Genomic DNA, 20,600 nt, shown 5'->3' with positions numbered 1-20,600 from the left:
TTACTGACCCTCAATAATGCCCATTTTCTCCGCGAAGTGTGCACAGTAATCGCGCAAATCTTCTACAATCAAGGTCTCATTTGTAGCCTTTAAAAAGCTATCACCCATAGTCTGCAAAGTCTCGTAAAAGAAACGTTTCATCTCATCAACAGGCATATCTTTAGTCCAAAGATCAATTTTCAATGTATTTTTATAGTTATGATCCCAAACCGATAAGAACATTGCTTTCGCAGGTACTTTATCGGCATTTCCAGAATCAGTACTTTCCCAAAGAATATTATCTGGGTTATTGGCCTCGTCTAACTCAACTGTTAATTTTATTTCTGCTGTTTTCATTTTAATTTTTTACAACTGCAAAGATGATGATTTTAGTAAATAATCACCCTTCACCTCATGCTACTTTTTGTAATATTACCATCAGGATTACCGTTATCAAAATGAAAACCGACTCAATAATCCAGATTCTTTTCAAACTTTTTAAGGTAAAACGGAAAATCAAATCCGTAATGAAAGTAACCAGAACCAAACACCCCAATATAAGCTTATAAAAACCACTCATATCAAAGGGCTGATTTCCGCTACGCGTTTGAAATAAACTAACCATTAAAAAAGCAAACGCAATGGAGCTTACGATATTCAAAGGTGTTACTCTAAACTTCATTATTTTTTCTTATCGAAACGTTTGCCCTTTTTAAAAGATTTTATCTGCTTGCCCGCCTTTTCTTTGGCCTTATCCCTGGCTTTTTGCTCAATTACCTTTGCATTCTTTTTTTCGTGAAAAGCTCCCCTGAAATCAGGGTCGTCCTTCCTTTTCTGCATATCGATTTCACGTGCAATATGCTGCCTTTCTTCGTAAGGCGTTTCATCGATATATACACCTACAGGTATATCAGTAACAGGAATCTGCTGACGGATTAACTTTTCAATTTTTTTGATATAATAAAGTTCAGCATCAGTAGCAAAAGTAATGGCATCGCCTTTAGCAAAAGCCCTCCCTGTTCTTCCAATTCTATGAACATAATCCTCAATAATAATTGGCACATCAAAATTGATAACATGGCTTACATCGCTTACATCAATCCCTCTGCTAGCCACGTCCGTAGCTACCAAAACCCTGATATTACCCTCTTTGAAACTATTTATCGAATTGATCCGAGTATTCTGCCCCTTATTCGCATGTATTACCCTAACATTTTCCGCGCCATACCTCCGTTCAATAAAACTGAAAATATTATCCGCAACCGTTTTTGTTTTACAAAAAATAATCAAACGGCTAAAAGCCTCATCATCTTTAAGCAAATACTGCAGCAGGTTAATTTTGGTTTTGAAATTCGGAACATGATACAACGTTTGCGTAACATTCGCTGCTGGTGTTGCCTGCTGCGAAGTTTCAATTATAGTTGGATTCTTTAGAAAATCCCCGGCAATCTTTTGAACCAGGTCGCTCATCGTTGCCGAGAATAATAAGTTCTGCCGTTTACGGGGAACAATTTCAAGTATCCGGTGGATCGAACCAATAAATCCCATGTCCATCATTTTATCTGCCTCATCCAGCACCAAAAATTTCAGACTTTGTGTATTAATGTCACCGGCAAGGTATAATTCCAAAAACCTGCCTGGGGTAGCAATCAAAATATCAACACCCTTTGCAATCTGCTCTTTCTGTGTTTTTGGTCCGATTCCGCCAAAAATCACCAGCGAACGCAAATCGGTATAAGTTGAAAATAACTTCACCTGTTCAGCAATCTGCATGGCCAGTTCACGTGTAGGAGACAAAATTAATGCCCTTGGGTTTTCTCCCTGAGCATATTTCAATTGCATTAATATCGGCAATACGAAAGCCGCAGTTTTTCCAGTTCCTGTTTCAGCAATACCGAAAATATCCTGTCCCGATAGTACCGGACCGATAGCCTTCTCCTGAATAGGCGTCGCAATGGTATAACCTGCATCGGCAACTGCGTTTAAAATTTGCCTGTTTAACTTAAATTCCTCGAACGATTTTGCCATAGCCTGCAAAGATAGTGATTAAGGTTGAGGGTTTGAACTCTCCTTTTGCACTACCAAACCCTGCTACATTTCTAAAATCTCACATCTAACTTCTCAAATCTATTTTTAACTTTGAACCTATGAATACTTACCTGATAAAAGCCGCCACAATTGTAAATGAAGGGCAGAAACTTGTTGCCGATGTATTAGTACAAGATGGATTGATTGCGAAAATTGGTCAAAACCTCTCCGCAAACGGTGCAACTGAAATTAATGCAGAAGGACAATATCTTTTACCAGGGATGATTGATGATCAGGTACATTTCCGCGAACCAGGGTTAACACATAAAGCAGATATTTTCACCGAAAGTATGGCTGCTGTTGCGGGAGGTATAACATCCTTCATGGAAATGCCCAACACTATTCCAAACACTTTAACGCAGGAACTATTGGCCGATAAATACGCAATTGCAGCTGAAAGTTCCCTGGCTAACTACTCATTTTATATGGGAGCAAGTAACGACAATATCGAAGAAGTGTTAAAAACGGATCCGAAACATGTCTGTGGGATAAAGGTATTCATGGGATCATCAACCGGAAATATGCTGGTTGATAACGAAAAGACACTGGAAAACATCTTTAGCAAAGCGCCGATTTTAGTAGCTACCCATTGTGAGGATGAAGCAACCATCCGCCATAACCTCGCGCAATTTAAAGCTAAATACGGTGACGACTTAACCATTGATATGCATCCGCTTATCCGCAGTGCAGAAGCTTGCTATAAATCTTCATCCTTAGCGGTCGAACTGGCAAAACAATATCAAACCCGCCTGCATATCCTTCATATCTCTACAGCAAAAGAAATTTCATTGTTCGATAACACTATCCCATTGAAAGATAAGAAGATTACTGCGGAAGCATGTGTGCATCACCTTTGGTTTAACGATGCTGATTACGCAACTAAGGGTAATTTCATAAAATGGAACCCGGCTGTAAAAACTGCATCAGACCAGGATGGTATTCTTCAGGGCGTACTTGCTAACAATATCGATGTAATTGCAACCGACCATGCACCTCATACGCTGGAAGAAAAAAATCAGCCCTATGCTCAGGCACCATCAGGAGGCCCCTTGGTTCAGCATGCACTTCCTGCTCTATTGGAGATGCATTTACAGGGGAAGATCTCGCTAGAGAAAATTGTCGAAAAAACAGCACATAACCTGGCAATATGTTTTGATATTGAAAAGCGCGGCTTTATCCGTGAAGGGTACTGGGCAGATTTAGTATTGGTTGATTTGAATGACTCATGGAAGGTAACAAAGCTGAATAACTTTTACAAATGCGGATGGAGTCCGTTTGATGGAGATACCTTCCAGGCAAGCGTTACCCACACTTTTGTATCAGGAAACCTGGCCTATCAAAAAGGCAGGTTCACCACCGATCAGATCGGTAAGCGACTAACCTTTGCAAGATAGATTTCTTGATAATCAATGATAACCCGCCCATTATTCACAAAGTCATTTATTTTAACAACGCTGGCCGTTCTCACGTATCTGCTCAGCTTCTTTCCCCATCTGATCAAAAGATATTATTCAACCGGTATCTATCCTTACATTTCCTCAGCTCTTCGCTTTGTTTCCGCATTTTTTCCCTTTGCATTAGGCGATATTGTTTATATGGCGCTGATTGGCTATGTATTGTATAAAATCATCAGGTTTTACCTAAACCGTAAAACATTAAAGATTAAACACAGAATTATAGTTCCGCTACAGGTTTTAAATTTCTCGTTAATCCTTTACATCCTATTTAAACTTTCATGGGGGCTAAACTACAGCCGACCCAGCGTTAGCGAGGAGTTAGGCATAGGGAATGAAAAATATAATGTTAAACAGTTGGTTTTACTGGGTAATTATTTTGTTAATAAAACAAACATATTAAAGCTCAAACAAAATAAAAACCTAGTCTATAACGTAAAAGACCTGGAGAATAAATCAGCTTCGGCATACAACTTAATGGGACATAAAAATCCATTATTTAAATATCCTTACCCCTGTTTAAAAGCAGTTTCAAGTGCCTGGCTAATCAGCAAAGCAGGCATTGAAGGCTATTATGCCCCCCTAACAGGCGAGGCCAATATGAACATGGCCCTCCCCGATTTTGTAAAGCCTTATGTTTCCTGCCACGAAATTGCGCACCAGTTGGGAATTGCCTACGAAGATGAAGCCAATCTTTTAGGTTATTTAACCGCAAACAATAGTCCTGATGTGAATTACCAATATTCGGCCAATTACGAAATGTTGAGATATATCTTATTTGAAATCAGGATGAAATCTCCTGATGATTATAAAATCCTGCATGATAAACTCTCGGCTGATATTTTAGCAGATTTTACAACCGAAAAAGAATTTTGGCGAAAATACAACGGAAAGATGTTCGGCTACATGGATAAAGCATTTGATAGCTTTTTGAAAATGAACAACCAGCCAAAGGGAACAGATAGTTACCAGGATATTGTAATCTGGTTATGGAACTTGCATAAATCCGAAATCACTAAGCCCAAAAATCTCGAATCAACTATCCATGTATCGCTTCTCTCGTCCCGAAGCTCTGAATAAGCTCCCCCTCAAACTCCAGCCATTCCTTCCACCGTTTATCTACATCAACATCAATAGCATACTTCCGTGCAAAATTTAAGAAAGTAGTGTAATGTGTCGCTTCAGAAACCATTAGTTCGTGGTAGAATTTTGCCAGTGCCTCATCCCTAATATTTAGTGAAAGTACCCGAAAACGCTCACAGCTTCTGGCCTCTATCATTGCCGCGAATAGCAGCCTGTCGATAAATGCCTGATTTCGGCTACCATCTTTCTTGCTAAATTTCACCAATCGGCCAACATAATCATCCTTACGCTCACGGCTCAAAGTATAACCACGTTCTTTAATAATCTCAATAACCATCTGAAAATGTTGCATTTCTTCAATCGCAATGGCTGTTAGCTCCTCAACCAAATCCTGATGCTCAGAGTTTTGGGTTATTAAGGTAATCGCATTGGTAGCAGCCTTTTGCTCACACCAAGCATGGTCAGATAAAATTTCCTCTAAATTAGATTCAGCAATATTTGCCCAACGTGGGTCTGTCAACAACTTCAATCCTAGCATCTGGTATTATCAATTAAGGTGCAAAATTAAGAATATTTAACATACATTTAATACGTCCCGGAGATTAAGATGGTATAGCTTTTAATCTGCGAAAATCACATTTATCTGCGGGAGCCAGAAAAAAGCACTTATTTTGTGGCTACATAAATATGGATCTGAAAAAATTATTGATTATTGGATTAGTATGGCCTGAGCCGTCTTCGTCGGCGGCAGGAACTCGGATGATCCAATTGGTCGATTTGTTTTTAAGCAAAGGATATCTGGTCACTTTTGCATCCGCTGCATCCAAAGGTGAATTCAGTTATGAGTTCACAGGAATGACAGTAACTGAACAGCATATCAAACTAAACGATGAAAGCTTTAACCGCTTGCTGAAAGAATTAAATCCTGATGTAGTGCTGTTCGATCGCTTTATGGTGGAAGAACAATATGGCTGGAGAGTACAACAAGAATGCCCCTGGGCGATGCGCATATTAGATACAGAAGATTTGCACTTTCTTCGCAGTGCCCGTCAGATAGGCAGTAAAAAGCGGGAAGCCTTAAATCTATTTAATGACATTGCAAAGCGTGAAATAGCTTCGATACTACGCTGCGATATATCATTGATCATTTCCGAAAAGGAAATGGAAATCCTTAAGGATAAGTTTAATATCGATCCCGCTCTACTACATTACCTCCCCTTTCTCGAAAAAGAAATTACACAAGAAGCCATTCAAAAATGGGTGCCGTTTGATGATAGAGCCGATTTTATCTTTATTGGCAATTTCCTGCACGAACCAAATTGGAATACAGTTCAAACGTTGAAAACACAGGTTTGGCCCCTGCTCAGAAAAAAGCTGCCGGGAGTGGCCATGAACATTTATGGCGCATATGCTGCTCAAAAAGCTTTGCAATTAGATAACAAGAATGAAAAGTTTTTTATTCGTGGTCGGGCCGCAAACGCGCAGCGAACCATAGCCAGGCACAGAATATTAATTGCCCCTATCCAGTTTGGCGCAGGTGTAAAGGGCAAGTTTATCGATGCCATGCACACCGGAACGCCATCAATAACCACAACAACCGGCGCCGAAGCCATGAAAGGCGACTTTGAATGGTGTGGATTTATTGAAGATAATCTGGAAATATTTGTTGACAAGGCGGTTGAGTTGTATTCGAATCAAAATATATGGCTGTCAGCTCAGGAAAAAGGTGTAACTATTATCAACAACCGCTATAGCGCCGCTACTTTCGCCGATAGATTTATTGCTGAAATAGAAAAACTGGATTTAACCGCTCACCGGCAGAAGAATTTCATAGGACAAATCTTAAATCACCATACACTACAAAGCACAAAATACATGTCGCTATGGATTGAAGAGAAAAACCGGAAGTAATTAAGTGTCACCAAAACCTGCCAACTTTACAACATTCCAACAATTTTGAGTGAACTATTACGTAAATTCGCCCCATGGCGAAAATATCGATTAACCTGGCCACAGGTTCATTACAGAAAGAAGAAATCATTGTTGGTATCGACTTAGGTACAACAAATAGTCTCGTAGCATTTATTAATCCTGAAAAAAATCCACAGGTGATAAATGATGCAGGAAAAGGAATACTGGTTCCATCAGTGGTTTACTTCAATAATCAAAACGAAGCTGTTGTAGGAAATGAAGCAAAGGAATTCTTAACAACAGATCCAGCAAATACTATTTTTTCTGTGAAAAGATTGTTAGGCCGTTCTTATAAAGATGTGGCCGAACACAAGGATATTTTCTCTTATAAAGTTATAGATGATGATACCGATGCGCTGGTGAAAATCCAGGCAGGGAATCGTTTCTATACCCCGATAGAATTATCGGCAGAAATATTAAAAGAACTTAAAGCAAGGGCTGAACACGCATTAAAAACACCTGTTAACCGAGCGGTTATTACTGTTCCAGCCTACTTCAACGATAGTCAGCGCCAGGCTACACGTGATGCTGGAAAACTTGCAGGATTGGATGTAATGCGAATCGTAAATGAGCCCACAGCTGCAAGTCTGGCTTATGGGATAGGTCTCGACCCTAGTGAGCAAAAAACGATTGCTGTGTACGATTTAGGCGGCGGAACTTTCGATGTCTCCATCCTTCAAATTCAAAACGGCATTTTTGAGGTCTTGTCAACGAATGGAAACACTTACCTGGGAGGCGATGATTTCGACCGTGCAATACTAAACTATTGGCTGGAGAAAAACAATCTTGAGCTAAGCACAGTAGCTAAAGATAATATTTTAATGCAAACACTGCGTTTGCAGGCAGAAGCTGCGAAAAAAGCATTATCAAACCAGAATTTATATAACGAAAAGGTTGGTGAAATTTGGTGTACGCTTGATAAACAAACCTTTGAGCAACTAATTTCAGCAAAGGTGGAAGAAACCATTACTGCTTGTAAAAATGCTTTAACGGATGCTGAATTAACAGCTGCCGCTATTGATGAAGTAATTTTGGTTGGCGGCTCCACACGTACGCCATTTGTAAAGCAGGCCGTAGAAAATTTCTTCGGTAAAAAACCACAAGATAACATTAATCCTGATGAAGTAGTAGCATTAGGCGCCGCTATCCAGGCGGATGTTTTGGCAGGAAACCGCTCTGATATTTTGTTGCTTGATGTTACCCCCCTTTCATTGGGTATTGAAACTATGGGAGGACTGATGGACGTGATTATCGCCCGTAACAGTAAAGTGCCTACCAAAGCCGGTCGCCAATATACTACATCTGTCGACGGACAGGTAAACATGAAAATTTCGGTTTACCAGGGGGAACGCGATCTGGTAAAAGAAAATCGTAAACTCGCTGAGTTTGATCTCAAAGGGATCCCCGCAATGCCTGCAGGTTTGCCGAAAGTAGACATCAACTTTTTGCTTAATGCAGATGGAATTCTAACTGTTCAGGCAATTGAATTACGTTCCGGAGTGAAGCAGGAAATTGAAGTGAAGCCAAGTTATGGTTTGAATGATGATACAGTGGAAAAAATGCTTATAGACAGTATTACCCACGCTAAGAGCGATGTAGAACAACGTATGCTCATTGAAGCCCGTAGTGAAGGAGAGCAACTGCTATATACAGCTGAACGTTTCATCGAAAAACACCAGGAACATTTAATAACCGAAGAGATCGCTGAAACAAAAGTTCACATCGAAGCACTAAAAACCGCATTAGCCTCGCAGGAAAAAGATACTATCCTTAAAAAAGCCGATGAATTAAATGAATTCACACGCCCCTTCGCAGAACGTGTAATGGATGCAGCCATCGCTACGGCCATGAAAGGTAAAAAAATAGAGTAGTAGAATTAAACCTCCATAAATTCTTTTCTTACCATACATCAAATGTCGCAAATCTTAAATCAATTACTTTTGTTAAATAAATTTTAGCACAATGGAATTAGGTATCGGCATGTTTGGCGATTTGCAAATCAATGCAAATGGGGAAATTCAACCCGCACAGCAAAGACTTCAGGAAATTATTGAGGAAATTAAACTGATGGATGAAGTAGGATTAGATTTCTATGGAATAGGTGAACACCATCGTCCTGATTATGCAGTATCAAGCCCCGAAATCATCCTGGCAGCTGCAGCAACAGTTACGAAAAACATCAAATTAAGTAGCGCTGTGTCTGTGTTAAGCTCTTCCGATCCGGTTAAGCTGTACCAGAATTTTGCAACAGTAGATTTGATCTCTAACGGCAGAGCTGAATTGATGGCTGGCCGCGGAAGCTTCATTGAGTCCTTCCCGTTATTCGGCTATAACCTTCAGGATTATGATGAACTCTATGAAGAAAAATTAGAACTCCTGTTAAAAATCAATAAAGAACCCAAAATTACCTGGAAAGGTAAGTTCCGCCCCGAATTAGCTAACCAGGAAGTCCTGCCCCGCGCGGTTAATGATCATTTAAAAATCTGGGTGGCCGTTGGTGGTACGCCTGAATCTGTAGAAAGAGCAGGAAGATTGGGCTTGCCCGTAATGTTTGCCATCATCGGCGGACAACCGGTACAATTCAAGCCACTTTTCGATTACTATAAAAAAGTATATCAGGCTTATGGCCACGACTTGAATAAGTTCGAAGTCGGGGTACATATGCACTCCCTGTTCGGAGAAAACAGTCAGGAAATTTCCGACTATTATTTCCCGCTGTATTCAGCTCAAATGAATAGAATCGGAAAAACACGTGGCTGGGCTCCCTTTCAACGCAATCAATTTGAAGCAGGAAGAAGCAGCAATGGCGCGCTTATTATTGGTGATGTCAATGAATCGGTAGATAAAATTCTGGCGATGGAGCAAACTTTCGGGCTAACTCGTTTTTCAGCGCATATGGATGTTGGAGGACCATCACATTCAGCGATGATGAAATCAATTGAAATCTTTGGCACACAGATAGCGCCAAAAGTAAGGGCAGCTTTGGGTTAAACAGATGATCAGAAACAGAGCACTCACGCTCTCCCAACCAGCAAATCAATAGCTTTTAGTTTTCTTGAACAGCTGAGTCAAAGTGTAAATGTGACATCCCACACAAACTGCAAATAAACTCTCAAGTAAGGCAAAAAAAGTCATTACCGATGTAAGAATAAGTGCAGCAACTGGAAAGTCGAAAATAAATGTTGCGGTAATCATAAGGCAAAAAACAAAGCCCATGGTTGCTGCAAACTTTTTTGGAGCCAGATCAGTCATCTTAGGCGTTAAGTTCAGGAACCTTGTGGTTTTAGCAGCAATAAATTTCAATAAACTATACTTTCCTACACTAAAAGCCCTCACACCGAAATCAAAAATCAGAAACAGAACAGGCCAGTAGTCAGACCACACAATACACCCGATTGCAATCAGGGCTACCATGAATGCAATCAATCGTACAACATTTTCATTTACTCTTTCGGCAGATACCGGGCACGATAAATCCATATACCTTTATTTATTAGTAAAAATACAAATTGAATATTGATAAATCTTAAAAATTCATTCCTATATTTATTAACGTAAATTACGCACATCAACCTAAATATAGAATGAATAATTCGGACCAGTTAAACCTGCTTTTAGTTAAGCTCGAAAATTTGCTACTCCGGCAACAAGGCTTTGAAGAGGAAATAGAAGCTTTAAAACAACAAGTAAGAGCCATGCAGTCCACTGGAACTGCCGGGTTATCGCCAAAACCACAAACAAATCCTTTAGCTGTGCCCCCAACAATAAAAACACAGCCGCCACTTGTTCATAATAACAGACTACCTTCACAACCTATTCCTGAAAAGTTTAAACCACCTGTAAACCAACCGCTAAGTAATTTTTCAGATCGTTTTAAGCGTGAGAATATGGTTAAATCCGATTTCGAAAAATTCATTGGTGAAAATCTGATCAGTAAAATCGGTATCCTTATCTTAATTTTAGGCGTTGCTATCGGCGCAAAATATGCCATCGATCATGATATGATAAGCCCGCTCACGCGTATTATTTTAGGATATGCAGTAGGAGCCGCTTTGATGACATTTGCAATTAAACTAAAAAACCGTTACGAAAACTTTTCAGCGGTACTTGTGAGCGGTGCCATTGCCATCATGTACTTTATTACCTATGCTGCCTATGATTTTTATTCCCTCATTCCGCAAGCTTTGGCGTTTATATTAATGTTCATATTCACCTCGTTCACGGTAGTGGCAGCAATAAAATACAACAAACAGGTCATCGCGCATATTGGTCTTTTTGGCGCTTATGCAGTCCCGTTTTTACTCAGCGATGGATCCGGTAAAGTGGGCGTCTTGTTTACATATATGGCCATTATCAACATAGGCATTTTAATTCTGAGCTTTAAAAAATACTGGAAACCGCTATTTTATGCCTCCTTTGGATTAACGTGGATCATTTTCTTAGCCTGGAGGCTAAACCTCAGCTCTAATACTGACTTCTTTACGCTGTCATTACTATTCTCTGCTATATTCTTCATCACATTTCACATTACAAACCTGGCATACAAAATCACCAAACAGGAAAGGTTTGAATTTAGCGATGTCGTAATGTTACTCCTAAACTCGTTTATATTTTATGGAATAGGTTATTTTATACTCGCGCAAAATAAAAATAGCGTAGAATTCCTTGGTCTCTTTACACTGGCTAATGCAGTAATTCACTTTTTAGTAGGTTTAATCGTCTACAAAAAGCAACTCGCAGATAAAAACCTTTTCTACCTGATCTTAGCAATGGTAATTACCTTTATTACTGTTGCTGTACCTGTGCAACTTAATGGTGGCTGGGTAACAATCTTCTGGGCAGTAGAGGCCGCAGTTTTATTTTATCTAGCTCGGGTAAAGGATATTGCTATATATGAAAAGTTGTCCTTTCCACTAATATTTTTGGCATTTTTTAGCCTCCTGCAAGATTGGACTACCTTTTATGATTTTTACTACGGCAATTATTTTTCCATAACACCAATAATAAATATTGGTTTTTTAACCGGCTGCATTTTTATAAGTTGTTTTTCCTGGATGCTTCGCGTAAGCAGCGCAAAAACAGAACCTCAGCCTGAATGGCCATGGATGAGACAGGTTTTGACTTATGCCATCCCTTGTATTTTGATCATAGCAACGTACGTAACCTTTAGATTGGAGATTTCGAAATACTTCAACAACCTTACCCAAACGACCAGAATCAGTCTTCATCCACAGGCCAAAACTGATAACCAGACCTATGAATTCAACTATAATTACGAAACACTCGAAACTGCCTGGATTTATATCTACACCTTATTTTTTGCATCAGCACTGACCTTTCTCAACCTTAAAAAACTGAAAAATAATGAGCTTGCTATTGCAAATCTGATCATCAATTTAGTGGTTGTGGTAATATTTCTAACGCATGCCCTGTATACCCTGAGCGAACTTAGGGACCATTATCTTTTTCCAGACACGACTTATTTCACCATAACCACCTTCAATATTGTAATCAGATATGTGTCGATAGCTTTTTTTGCTTTACTGATCTTTCAATGCCATCAGCTCCAGCGCTCAGGGATATTGAAACGTAACTTTAAAACTATGTTCGATTATCTGCTGTATATATCGATTTTGTGGGTAGTGAGTAGCGAGCTGATCAATATCCTGGAGCTATCACATTCGGAGGCGAGTGATAAGTTAGGTTTGAGTATTCTTTGGGGCATCTATGCATTGTTCTTAATCAGTATAGGCCTGGCAAAAAACAAAAAGCATCTACGGATCGGAGCAATGATTTTATTTGGTATCACATTGATTAAACTATTCTTCTACGATATTTATTCACTCTCTACCATTTCGAAAACAATAGTTTTTGTATCATTAGGTATGCTCCTGCTCATCATATCCTTTCTCTATAACAAGTACAAACATTTAATTATTGATGATGCTAAAATTGAAGATTAATTCTTTTTTGTTATTGATGCTGCTCTTCACCATTACGAAGGCACAAACAAATAAATTTAAATTCAGGCGAAATATAACTGGCGTTAATACAAACTGGCATAACTTAAAACTGCCGGAAGGACTGTATAAAAATGTTGGTTTAGGCTTTGATGATTTACGAATCTTCGGCATAAATGGTAAAGACACATCGGAAGTACCATACCTTTTGAAACAAAAGGATGATCTGATCAGCAGCCAGGATGTTCCGTTCAAACAAATCAATCAGAGCACTAATACGGAGGGCTACTTCTATACTTTCCATTCGCAACAAGCCAATACCATTAATCAGATTACCTTAAATTTTAAAGATCAGAATTTCGACTGGCAGGTAAAACTCGAAGGAAGTAATGATAATAAGGAATGGTTTACTATACTGAACAACTACCGCATCCTGTCAATCAAAAATAGCAGCACCGATTATCATTTCACTAAACTGGACTTTGCAGATTCGAAATATCAGTTTTACAGAGTTGCGCTGAAAAGTCAGGTTCAGCCTGGATTGTTATCCGCTAAAATTTCCAGAATTGATACCATTAAGGGAATTTCTCAGGAGGTAAAGTATAAAAAATTTAATATACAGAATGACGCGGTTCAAAAGGAAACAATTATTGATATTCCCCTGGAAAACACAGTGCCGGTTTCATTTTTAAAATTGAAAGCAACGAATAGTTTCGATTTCTACCGACCACTGAGAATCGAATATGTAACAGATAGTTTCAAAACCGATAACGGCATTCGCTATAATTATGCAGAACTCTACCAGGGAACCTTCAGCTCATTTGAAAAACCGGAATATCATTTTTCAAACACCATCACTTCAGGATTAAGAATTACCATTCAGAATAATGACAACCAACCCCTGCGTTTAATTGACTTGGAATTAAAAGGTAATGTTTACGAAATTATTGCCCGCTTCGATAATCCTGCACAATCCTTTGCACTATATTATGGAAATGAGAAAAGTACCGCGCCGAGCTATGAAATAGAAAAATTTCAAAGCAAAATCCCCGCAGACTTATCTTCCGCAACAATTGGAGATGAAGAAAAAAATCCGGCATATTCCGTAAATAAAACTAAACCATTATTTGAAAACAAAGCATGGCTATGGATCTTAATGGCCATTATTATTGCACTATTAAGTTGGTTTTCATTCAGAATGTTGAAAAATTAAAATACATGATTATATTTAGGTATGAAAAGATTAACGATTATATCGGCGTTAATCATCCCTCTGCTTCTTTGTACATCCTGGGGATTCTTTGCGCACCAAAGGATCAATAACCTCGCCGTTTTCACGCTACCTGCTGAAATGGTTGGGTTCTTTAAAAGAAATATCAAATACATTACTCAACATGCGGTAGATCCTGATAAGCGCAGATACATCGATAGTCTCGAAGCACCAAGACATTATCTCGACGTTGAGAATTACGAAAAGGAGATAGATAGCATTCCTGCAAAATTCAATGATGCCAAAACAAAATATGGGGAAGCACACCTACAAAAGAATGGAACGCTGCCCTGGCAAATTCAGAGAACTTATTATAATTTGGTTGCTGCCTTTAAAACAAGGGATTCAATTAAAATTCTTAAACACGCTGCAGATTTAGGGCATTACATCGGTGATGCTCATGTTCCATTGCATACAACTAATAACCACAATGGCCAGCTCACCAACCAGGTTGGAATCCATGCCTTTTGGGAAAGCCGTTTACCAGAATTATTTTCAACGAATTATAGCTTCCTCGTAGGTAGAGCCCTTTACATTGAAAACCCATTGAAGGAGGCATGGAAAATAATAAAGCACACACACAGCTTAGTAGATACAGTATTGGCTTTCGACGCACAGCTCTCAGCCTCATTTCCGTCAGATCAGAAATACAGTTTCAGTGAAAGAAACAATGCAGTTCTGAAACAATATTCCTTTGCCTATTCAAAAAAATACCACGAAATGATGGACAAGATGGTTGAAAAACAAATGCGATCAGCAATCCTGGAAATCGGATCCTATTGGTATTCGGCGTGGGTAGATGCCGGACAACCTGAGCTAAAAAACCTCGTCAAAATCGAACCGGATCCGGAAGAGAAAAAGTCAGAATTAAACGCTGAAAAGAAATACCAGGATGGAAAACCAATTGGCCGGGAAATATAGCCAAAACAAAAAAGCGGGAATAAATCCCGCCTCCCTATTTTCTTTATTTAGGTTCTTCGCCCTCAATAATTTTTTCAATTTTCTTTGGCTCCATACGGCTTTTTATTGCCGCCCATATCGCTGGAACAAAAGTCACCACAGCTATTGTTAAAATCACAATTTCAAAATTGTTCTTAATAACAGGAATTTGTCCCAGTAAATAACCTCCTACCAACAAGGCAAAAATCCAGGCTATACCCCCAATAATATTATAGTAGGTAAAACGACTAAATGGCATCTTCGCAATCCCCGCAACAAATGGAGCTATGGTTCTGAAAATTGGTAAAAACCTGCTCAACATAATGGCCTTTCCCCCATGCTTTTCAAAAAACTCGTGAGATTGATGGTAATACTTAAGCTTCAGTATTTTATTATTTTCCTTAAATACACCCGAACCCAACACTGTTCCCAATTTATAGTTCAAGGTATTCCCTGTAATGGCAGCAATAACTAAGATGACCAGCATTAACCAGATATTCAATCCGGTGTTTCCACCTGCAATAAGCGCACCTGCAGCAAAAAGCAAAGAATCACCAGGCAAAAAAGGCGTAACCACAAATCCTGTTTCAGCGAAAATAATCAGGAACAAAATAAGGTACGTCCAGGTTTGGTAATCGCGAATAATCTCTGCTAAATGAACGTCTATATGGGCAATAAAATCCCAAAGTTGATGTAGTAATTCCAAGTTATATGATTTTAGGCAAAAGTAGGGATATCAAATGATTTTATTTGTAATCTTTAAAACAATTAATTGTTCGAAACCAGGCGCTCTTTCAACTTTCCATTTGCAGCACCTTCCAGAATAACGGTGTACACTTTGCCCAAAGCCAAACCCGAAAAACTAATCGAGTCAACAACACCTGTCGAGTCTGCCAAATTAAATAACATGGTTGCCTGATTATTTTTAATATTCGTAAACTCGTAATACTGAGATTTTTTTCCTAACGTAAGCGCACTTGTAAACGTTTTCGCTCTGTTCGTAATTTGTACTGCAGAACCCAATGTATATCCCATATTAATAAACATCACTTTAGCCATTGTTGCATTAGGCCTAACGGTATCTTGATAAACAATCATCTTGGCTTTTCTGCCGGAAGATGCGTCGACCTTCGTATAGTAAATGGAATAATTTAAACCCAAACCAAACTTGGTTGTAAGGGAAGTATCACTTGATCTTGCGGTAATACTGTTCCTCGCATCGATAGTATACTCCTTATCGGCATCAACCACAAAATAAGATGAATTTGTAGCAGTAGCGAGTGCACTAACGCTCGTTAAGTCATTAAATAACCTGTTATTGAAATAAAAGTTCTTGGTCGTATCAGAAATCACAGTGTTGAAAATCCTCACTTTTGCATCTCCGGTTAAGTTACCTTCGTTTTTAATACAGGAACTGGCCAGCAAAATCACAAAAAACAACAGAAAAATTTTTGAGAAGAGAAACCGCGGATTATTCATATATGTAACTAAACAATTAAAACGTAAAGATAGCAGAAAGCATACCAATCTCTGAAATTAATTATCGGCGATCACGTGGGCTTCTAAATTAGCAGCTGTTGTGCCACTAAACCAAATGGTGTAAATCTTGCCCGCGATAAAATTCGAATTATCTATCGTTTTGACATTTCCAGAACCCACAACTGTGTAACGAAGATTAATATCCGCGTCAATAGAAAAATAGTTAGAAGATTCTTTATAGGCTAATGCATTCACAAACTGTGTTCCCGCCTGTACACTCACATTGATCCCCGTAATAAAAGATGGCGTTAAACTAATCAGTTTCACCTTTGCTTTTCCAGTTTCCGTATTACTTAAATTATCCTCATAGCTTACAATCTCCCGGTTTCCTGCCCGGTCGCTGGTTAAAAACGTAGTATAAGTAATCGATGGGGTAAAGTTCATCGATGCTGTAGTTGGCCCGCTGGGAGAATTGGTGAAGGAGATGTTTCTCATGCCGGAAACAATTTTAACATAAGAACTCATTTCCCCAAAAGCAAGTGCTGTGGTGGTCAGCTTGGCATCATCAACATAAACATCCTGATTGGTTTCAGTCGATACCGCATTTACAACTTTCAGTTTAGCCTCTCCTCTTACCACAACATCAGGATCATGTTTTTTGCAGGAGGTTAATGCGACTGTTAACAAAACGATTAAAAAGAGTGAGAGATTAGTAAAGATTTTCATACGAGCTGATTTGGTTATAAACAAAAATAGCCTGGTCAAAAACCAAGCCATTTTATGTTAAAACTAAAATATCAGTTGGTTAATAGCTGTTATTTAACATAACGGGCATCACCAACATCAACACATCCTCATTTTCATCATTTGTCTGAGGAATTAAAAGTCCTGCTCTGTTTGGTGTTGAAAGCTCCAATGTAACTTCGTCACCACTTAAATTATTTAGCATTTCGATAATGAAACGTGCGTTAAAGCCAATTTCAAGATCTTCACCATCATATTGACAGCTTAAACGTTCATGTGCCTCATTAGCAAAATCTAAATCCTCAGAGGAGATATTTAACTCACTGCCGCTGATCTTTAATCTTACCTGGTGTGTAGTTTTGTTAGCAAAAATCACAACCCGACGAAGTGTGTTTAAAAACAAACTCCTGTCAATGATCAGTTTGTTTGGATTGTTTTGAGGGATTACTGCCTCATAATCAGGATAGCGCTCGTCTATTAAACGACACACCAGATTAATATTTTCAAACTTAAAAAAAGCACTTGTTGCATTATAATCTACTGATACATTGATATCTGTAGATGGAAGCGCACCTTTTAAAAGCGTCAATGCTTTTTTGGGTAAAATAAATGAAGCTGCTTTGTCTGCCTTGCTATCCATACGGCGGTAGCGCACTAATTTATGTGCATCTGTAGCTACAAAAGTAATGTGCTGTGGAGATAACTGGCAAAATACACCAGTCATGGCCGGACGCAGTTCATCATTACTAACTGCAAATATGGTTTTAGTAATAGCCTCTGTTAAAACTGATGCCGGCAAATTAACAGATGAAGCATTCTCTACAACCGGAATCTTTGGAAAATCATCACCATTTTCACCGCTTAATTTGTATTTTCCATCACCGGCACTGATCTCAATCGCAAATGTTGTATCATCAATATTAAAAGCAATCGGTTGATCTGGAAGGGTTTTAAGCGTATCTAATAAAATTTTAGATGGAACTGCTACTTTACCCTCCTCTTTCGATTCTACAAGCAAAGCAGTGGTCATACTCGTTTGCAAATCAGTAGCAGAGATCGTTAAGTTTCCGTCTTTAATTTCGAAAAGAAAATTTTCCAGTATAGGCAAAACCGTACTGCTGCTCGAGGCACCATTTACAGTTTGTAAATGTTTTAATAAAGTTGATGTGGATACAATAAATCTCATGATATCTTTTAGTCTTCTTCAAAAATATAAAAATTATTTAGCGTACTTGTATTTACGATAATAATGTTGAAAAATCGCGAACAATATTAACAATAACAGTGGAACTACTATATTTACGATCTGCCATTTGGTTTTTTCGAGCTGTATTTTTGCCTTATCCAATAACCTGATCTTAACCTCCTTGTTTCTTAAATCTATTAAATTTCCCTCATCCGTGAAATAATCAACAATATTTAACAAAAGCGCTTTATTTCCGAATGTACGTTGAGTATACCGGTCAAAGCCAAGTGGAAATGGCGCACCATCCTTTTCCGAAACCTGATTTTTAAACACGTCTCCATCGCCAATAACAATCATTTTTGCTGGCTTACTCCTTCCGGCAAGAGTATAGGGCTCATCAATGCCAGCGGGTAGCGGCCTGCCTGCAAACACCGAAGGAAAACTCCCCTCAAGCAATATAGCTGCATTTTGTGGAGCACCTTGAAAATTTCGGGGATCCAGTTGATCGCCAACCATTTGCAAGCTAAACAATTTTGGGGTACTAAATACCTTATTGAACGACGAAGTTGTCAAGATATATGACTTGGATACGCCTGTCACTCCAATAGTATCTACAGTGCTGGGAAATTCCGACTTAATCCCATCCAGTTTTTTCACTACACTGTGCACAGTATCTGCCAGTAGTATGGGATAATATATCCATGGAACCAGCTGCATTTGATTCTGCCCGCCTACAACCCCTGTCGATACCGGAATCTCAGCAGCATTAGCCGGATCCGCAACGACGTTATAATTAATCCTCGCTCCATACATAAACAGCATGTCATCCAGGTTTAAGTTCTTATTTGTTGCCAGTTGGCCGCCGCTTCTCCTCAAACTGTCAAGCTCAGCGGTGACCTGATCTATGCTCCAAAGTACACTTCCACCATTCATCACAAAATAGTTGATCTTATACTTCTCTGTCTCTGTAAACGCCTTTCTCGGCTTCGCAATAACAAGCATGCTCAGCTTATCCAAACCGGCCTGGTCGATAGTGCTCAGGTCTACCCTACCAACCTCATAGCTGGCCGATAACGTATGAATGGCATCAGCCAGTTGTAAATCGCTTAACTCGCCGTTCGACTCCGAAAATCCAACACGCGGACTCTTACCCGATAATACTTTTTTTAAACCTGAGGTAAAAACATATTCCAGGTTTTCAATGGCCCGGTTGATATTATCCTCATAACTGCCTCTGGTATCCAGATTCTGAAAAAGTTTTATTGGAAATTCGTTCCCGTTACCTTCTACCATAGCCATTGGAAATACAAGCTTTTGTGTTAAGCCCGAGGCCGTTTTAACACTTAAATTGGTAGCTTCAATCCCGCGCTCGTAAAGGTTATTGATAACTGTATCCTGTTCTGTCTGATTCAATCCCGCAAGCGGATCAACAAAAACAATCTTAAAATCAGTTTTCGAATAAGCGCTATAATCAGACAAAATATCGTTAACTGCTACTCGCAGACGCTTAAAAGCAGGCGGAAGTTCTCCATCCAGATATACGGTAACCACAACTGCTTGCTGATTGTCCTCAAGAATATTTTTGGTTTTATCACTTAACGAAAAACGCTTATCTGCCGTAAAATCAAAACGATAAAAAAAATACTGGCTTATAATATTCAGAACGAAAATTCCAGCCAACAAAATAAAAAAACCTACCCATTTATTTCTAGTCGCCATCATTTCTTACCTCCGATAATTAAGCTGGTTAACAACAGAAACAGAAATGAAAAAGTAATGAAATACATTAAATCTCTGGTGTCTAGCACACCTCTGCTAATCGCTGTATAGTGCTGGTTGATACCCAGATTGACAATCAATGATTCTATCGATTGAAAGCCCGTGATTTGACTGGAATAATCGAATCCCAAAAATGCAAAAGCACATAACCCTGCGCAAATTACAAAAGCAATGACCTGATTTTTGGTGATTGAGGAAGCAAATATCCCGATAGCAGTGAAAGAAGCGCCCAGTAGAAATAAACCAATGTAAGAGCCAATAACCGCCCCCGAATCAATATTACCCTCCGGAAAACCAAGTTTCGAAATTGAATAGTAATACACCAGTGTGGGTATCAGTGCAAATAAAACCAATACCAGGCTCGCGAAATATTTTGCAAAAACGATTTGCCATACTGTAACTGGCCGGGTAATTAAAAGCTCAAAGGTTCCTTCCCGTTTTTCCTCAGCAAATGAGCGCATGGTAATCGCCGGAATTAAAAACATAAATAAATAAGGAACCAGACTAAAAAAACCACTCAGTTCAGCATAACCATAATCCAGAATGGATGTATCGGGAAAAACCCAAAGCAATAATCCGGAAACCAGAAGAAAAATGCCAATGGTGATATAAGCAACCATTGAACTTAAAAAACTAAAGAATTCGCGTTTAAAAACTGCGTACATGGG

19 protein-coding genes are annotated in these 20,600 nt (G+C 39.0%); 8 read left to right on the top strand and 11 right to left on the bottom strand.

All coding sequences use genetic code 11. The features are described from left to right. The 3 genes from gldC to AC570I_RS02170 are packed head-to-tail and all read right to left on the bottom strand — an operon-like array spanning position 1 to position 2,007. The gene (gldC, locus tag AC570I_RS02180; protein WP_010602534.1) at positions 1-336 is read right to left on the bottom strand and encodes a gliding motility protein GldC; all 336 of its coding nucleotides are present in this window, start codon (positions 334-336) and stop codon (positions 1-3) included. A 55-nt stretch (positions 337-391) separates the two neighbouring features. Continuing rightward, entirely contained in the window at positions 392-661 is a 270-nt protein-coding gene (locus tag AC570I_RS02175; protein ID WP_047797596.1) for a hypothetical protein, read from the bottom strand. After that, the gene (locus AC570I_RS02170; protein WP_047797597.1) at positions 661-2,007 is read right to left on the bottom strand and encodes a DEAD/DEAH box helicase; all 1,347 of its coding nucleotides are present in this window, start codon (positions 2,005-2,007) and stop codon (positions 661-663) included. Before AC570I_RS02170 ends, AC570I_RS02175 begins: the two co-directional genes overlap by 1 nt. 119 nt (positions 2,008-2,126) lie before the next feature. Here AC570I_RS02170 and AC570I_RS02165 point away from each other — a divergent pair, with 119 nt between their 5' ends. Continuing rightward, entirely contained in the window at positions 2,127-3,461 is a 1,335-nt protein-coding gene (locus AC570I_RS02165) for a dihydroorotase (RefSeq protein WP_497404028.1), read from the top strand. 15 nt (positions 3,462-3,476) lie between these two features. Next, positions 3,477-4,601 (top strand): DUF3810 domain-containing protein, encoded by a 1,125-nt coding sequence (locus tag AC570I_RS02160; RefSeq protein WP_497404026.1) that lies wholly within the window; start codon positions 3,477-3,479, stop codon positions 4,599-4,601. Here the strand turns inward: AC570I_RS02160 and AC570I_RS02155 are convergent. Beyond that, positions 4,561-5,142 (bottom strand): MiaE family protein, encoded by a 582-nt coding sequence (locus AC570I_RS02155; protein ID WP_497404024.1) that lies wholly within the window; start codon positions 5,140-5,142, stop codon positions 4,561-4,563. The genes AC570I_RS02160 and AC570I_RS02155 overlap by 41 nt on opposite strands. Before the next feature lie 149 nt (positions 5,143-5,291). Here AC570I_RS02155 and AC570I_RS02150 point away from each other — a divergent pair, with 149 nt between their 5' ends. The 3 genes from AC570I_RS02150 (at position 5,292) to AC570I_RS02140 (ending at position 9,566) form a co-directional block, all read left to right on the top strand. Further along, the gene (locus tag AC570I_RS02150; RefSeq protein ID WP_497404022.1) at positions 5,292-6,515 is read left to right on the top strand and encodes a glycosyltransferase; all 1,224 of its coding nucleotides are present in this window, start codon (positions 5,292-5,294) and stop codon (positions 6,513-6,515) included. 74 nt (positions 6,516-6,589) lie between these two features. Beyond that, the gene (gene hscA, locus AC570I_RS02145; RefSeq protein ID WP_497404020.1) at positions 6,590-8,446 is read left to right on the top strand and encodes a Fe-S protein assembly chaperone HscA; all 1,857 of its coding nucleotides are present in this window, start codon (positions 6,590-6,592) and stop codon (positions 8,444-8,446) included. Between the two features lie 91 nt (positions 8,447-8,537). Then, on the top strand, positions 8,538-9,566 hold the full coding sequence (locus tag AC570I_RS02140) for an Atu2307/SP_0267 family LLM class monooxygenase (RefSeq protein WP_497404018.1): 1,029 nt from the start codon (positions 8,538-8,540) through the stop codon (positions 9,564-9,566). Positions 9,567-9,611: 45 nt separating this feature from the next. On the opposite strand, the gene AC570I_RS02135 is transcribed toward AC570I_RS02140, so the two are convergent. After that, the gene (locus AC570I_RS02135) at positions 9,612-10,055 is read right to left on the bottom strand and encodes a DUF4395 domain-containing protein (protein WP_497404016.1); all 444 of its coding nucleotides are present in this window, start codon (positions 10,053-10,055) and stop codon (positions 9,612-9,614) included. Positions 10,056-10,159: 104 nt separating this feature from the next. Here AC570I_RS02135 and AC570I_RS02130 point away from each other — a divergent pair, with 104 nt between their 5' ends. Genes AC570I_RS02130 through AC570I_RS02120 form a run of 3 tightly spaced genes read left to right on the top strand, consistent with a single transcriptional unit; the run spans position 10,160 to position 14,726 of the window. Beyond that, entirely contained in the window at positions 10,160-12,538 is a 2,379-nt protein-coding gene (locus tag AC570I_RS02130; protein WP_497404014.1) for a DUF2339 domain-containing protein, read from the top strand. Beyond that, complete coding sequence (locus AC570I_RS02125; protein WP_497404012.1) at positions 12,528-13,748, top strand: hypothetical protein; 1,221 nt, start codon at positions 12,528-12,530, stop codon at positions 13,746-13,748. The genes AC570I_RS02130 and AC570I_RS02125 overlap by 11 nt, the downstream gene beginning before the upstream one ends. Before the next feature lie 21 nt (positions 13,749-13,769). Further along, positions 13,770-14,726, top strand: coding sequence for a zinc dependent phospholipase C family protein (locus tag AC570I_RS02120; protein WP_497404010.1), 957 nt, complete (start codon positions 13,770-13,772; stop codon positions 14,724-14,726). Between the two features lie 43 nt (positions 14,727-14,769). Here the strand turns inward: AC570I_RS02120 and AC570I_RS02115 are convergent, their stop codons facing one another. The 6 genes from AC570I_RS02115 to gldF form a co-directional block, all read right to left on the bottom strand. Continuing rightward, entirely contained in the window at positions 14,770-15,450 is a 681-nt protein-coding gene (locus AC570I_RS02115) for a DedA family protein (RefSeq protein WP_497404008.1), read from the bottom strand. A 62-nt stretch (positions 15,451-15,512) separates the two neighbouring features. Continuing rightward, positions 15,513-16,223, bottom strand: coding sequence for a hypothetical protein (locus AC570I_RS02110; protein ID WP_497404006.1), 711 nt, complete (start codon positions 16,221-16,223; stop codon positions 15,513-15,515). Positions 16,224-16,280: 57 nt separating this feature from the next. Continuing rightward, positions 16,281-16,949, bottom strand: a complete 669-nt coding sequence (locus AC570I_RS02105) for a DUF4397 domain-containing protein (protein WP_497404004.1) — start codon at positions 16,947-16,949, stop codon at positions 16,281-16,283. 79 nt (positions 16,950-17,028) lie between these two features. Further along, positions 17,029-18,153, bottom strand: a complete 1,125-nt coding sequence (gene dnaN / locus AC570I_RS02100) for a DNA polymerase III subunit beta (RefSeq protein ID WP_497404002.1) — start codon at positions 18,151-18,153, stop codon at positions 17,029-17,031. Between the two features lie 33 nt (positions 18,154-18,186). Beyond that, positions 18,187-19,875 (bottom strand): gliding motility-associated ABC transporter substrate-binding protein GldG, encoded by a 1,689-nt coding sequence (gene gldG, locus AC570I_RS02095; protein WP_497404000.1) that lies wholly within the window; start codon positions 19,873-19,875, stop codon positions 18,187-18,189. Beyond that, positions 19,872-20,597, bottom strand: a complete 726-nt coding sequence (gene gldF, locus AC570I_RS02090) for a gliding motility-associated ABC transporter permease subunit GldF (protein ID WP_047797612.1) — start codon at positions 20,595-20,597, stop codon at positions 19,872-19,874. The genes gldG and gldF overlap by 4 nt, the downstream gene beginning before the upstream one ends. Positions 20,598-20,600 lie beyond the last annotated feature (3 nt).

The sequence above is a fragment of the Pedobacter sp. A2324 genome, assembly GCF_059693705.1.
The sequence above is the reverse complement of the archived record's forward strand: the minus strand, read 5'-3'. Positions and strand labels throughout refer to the sequence as shown.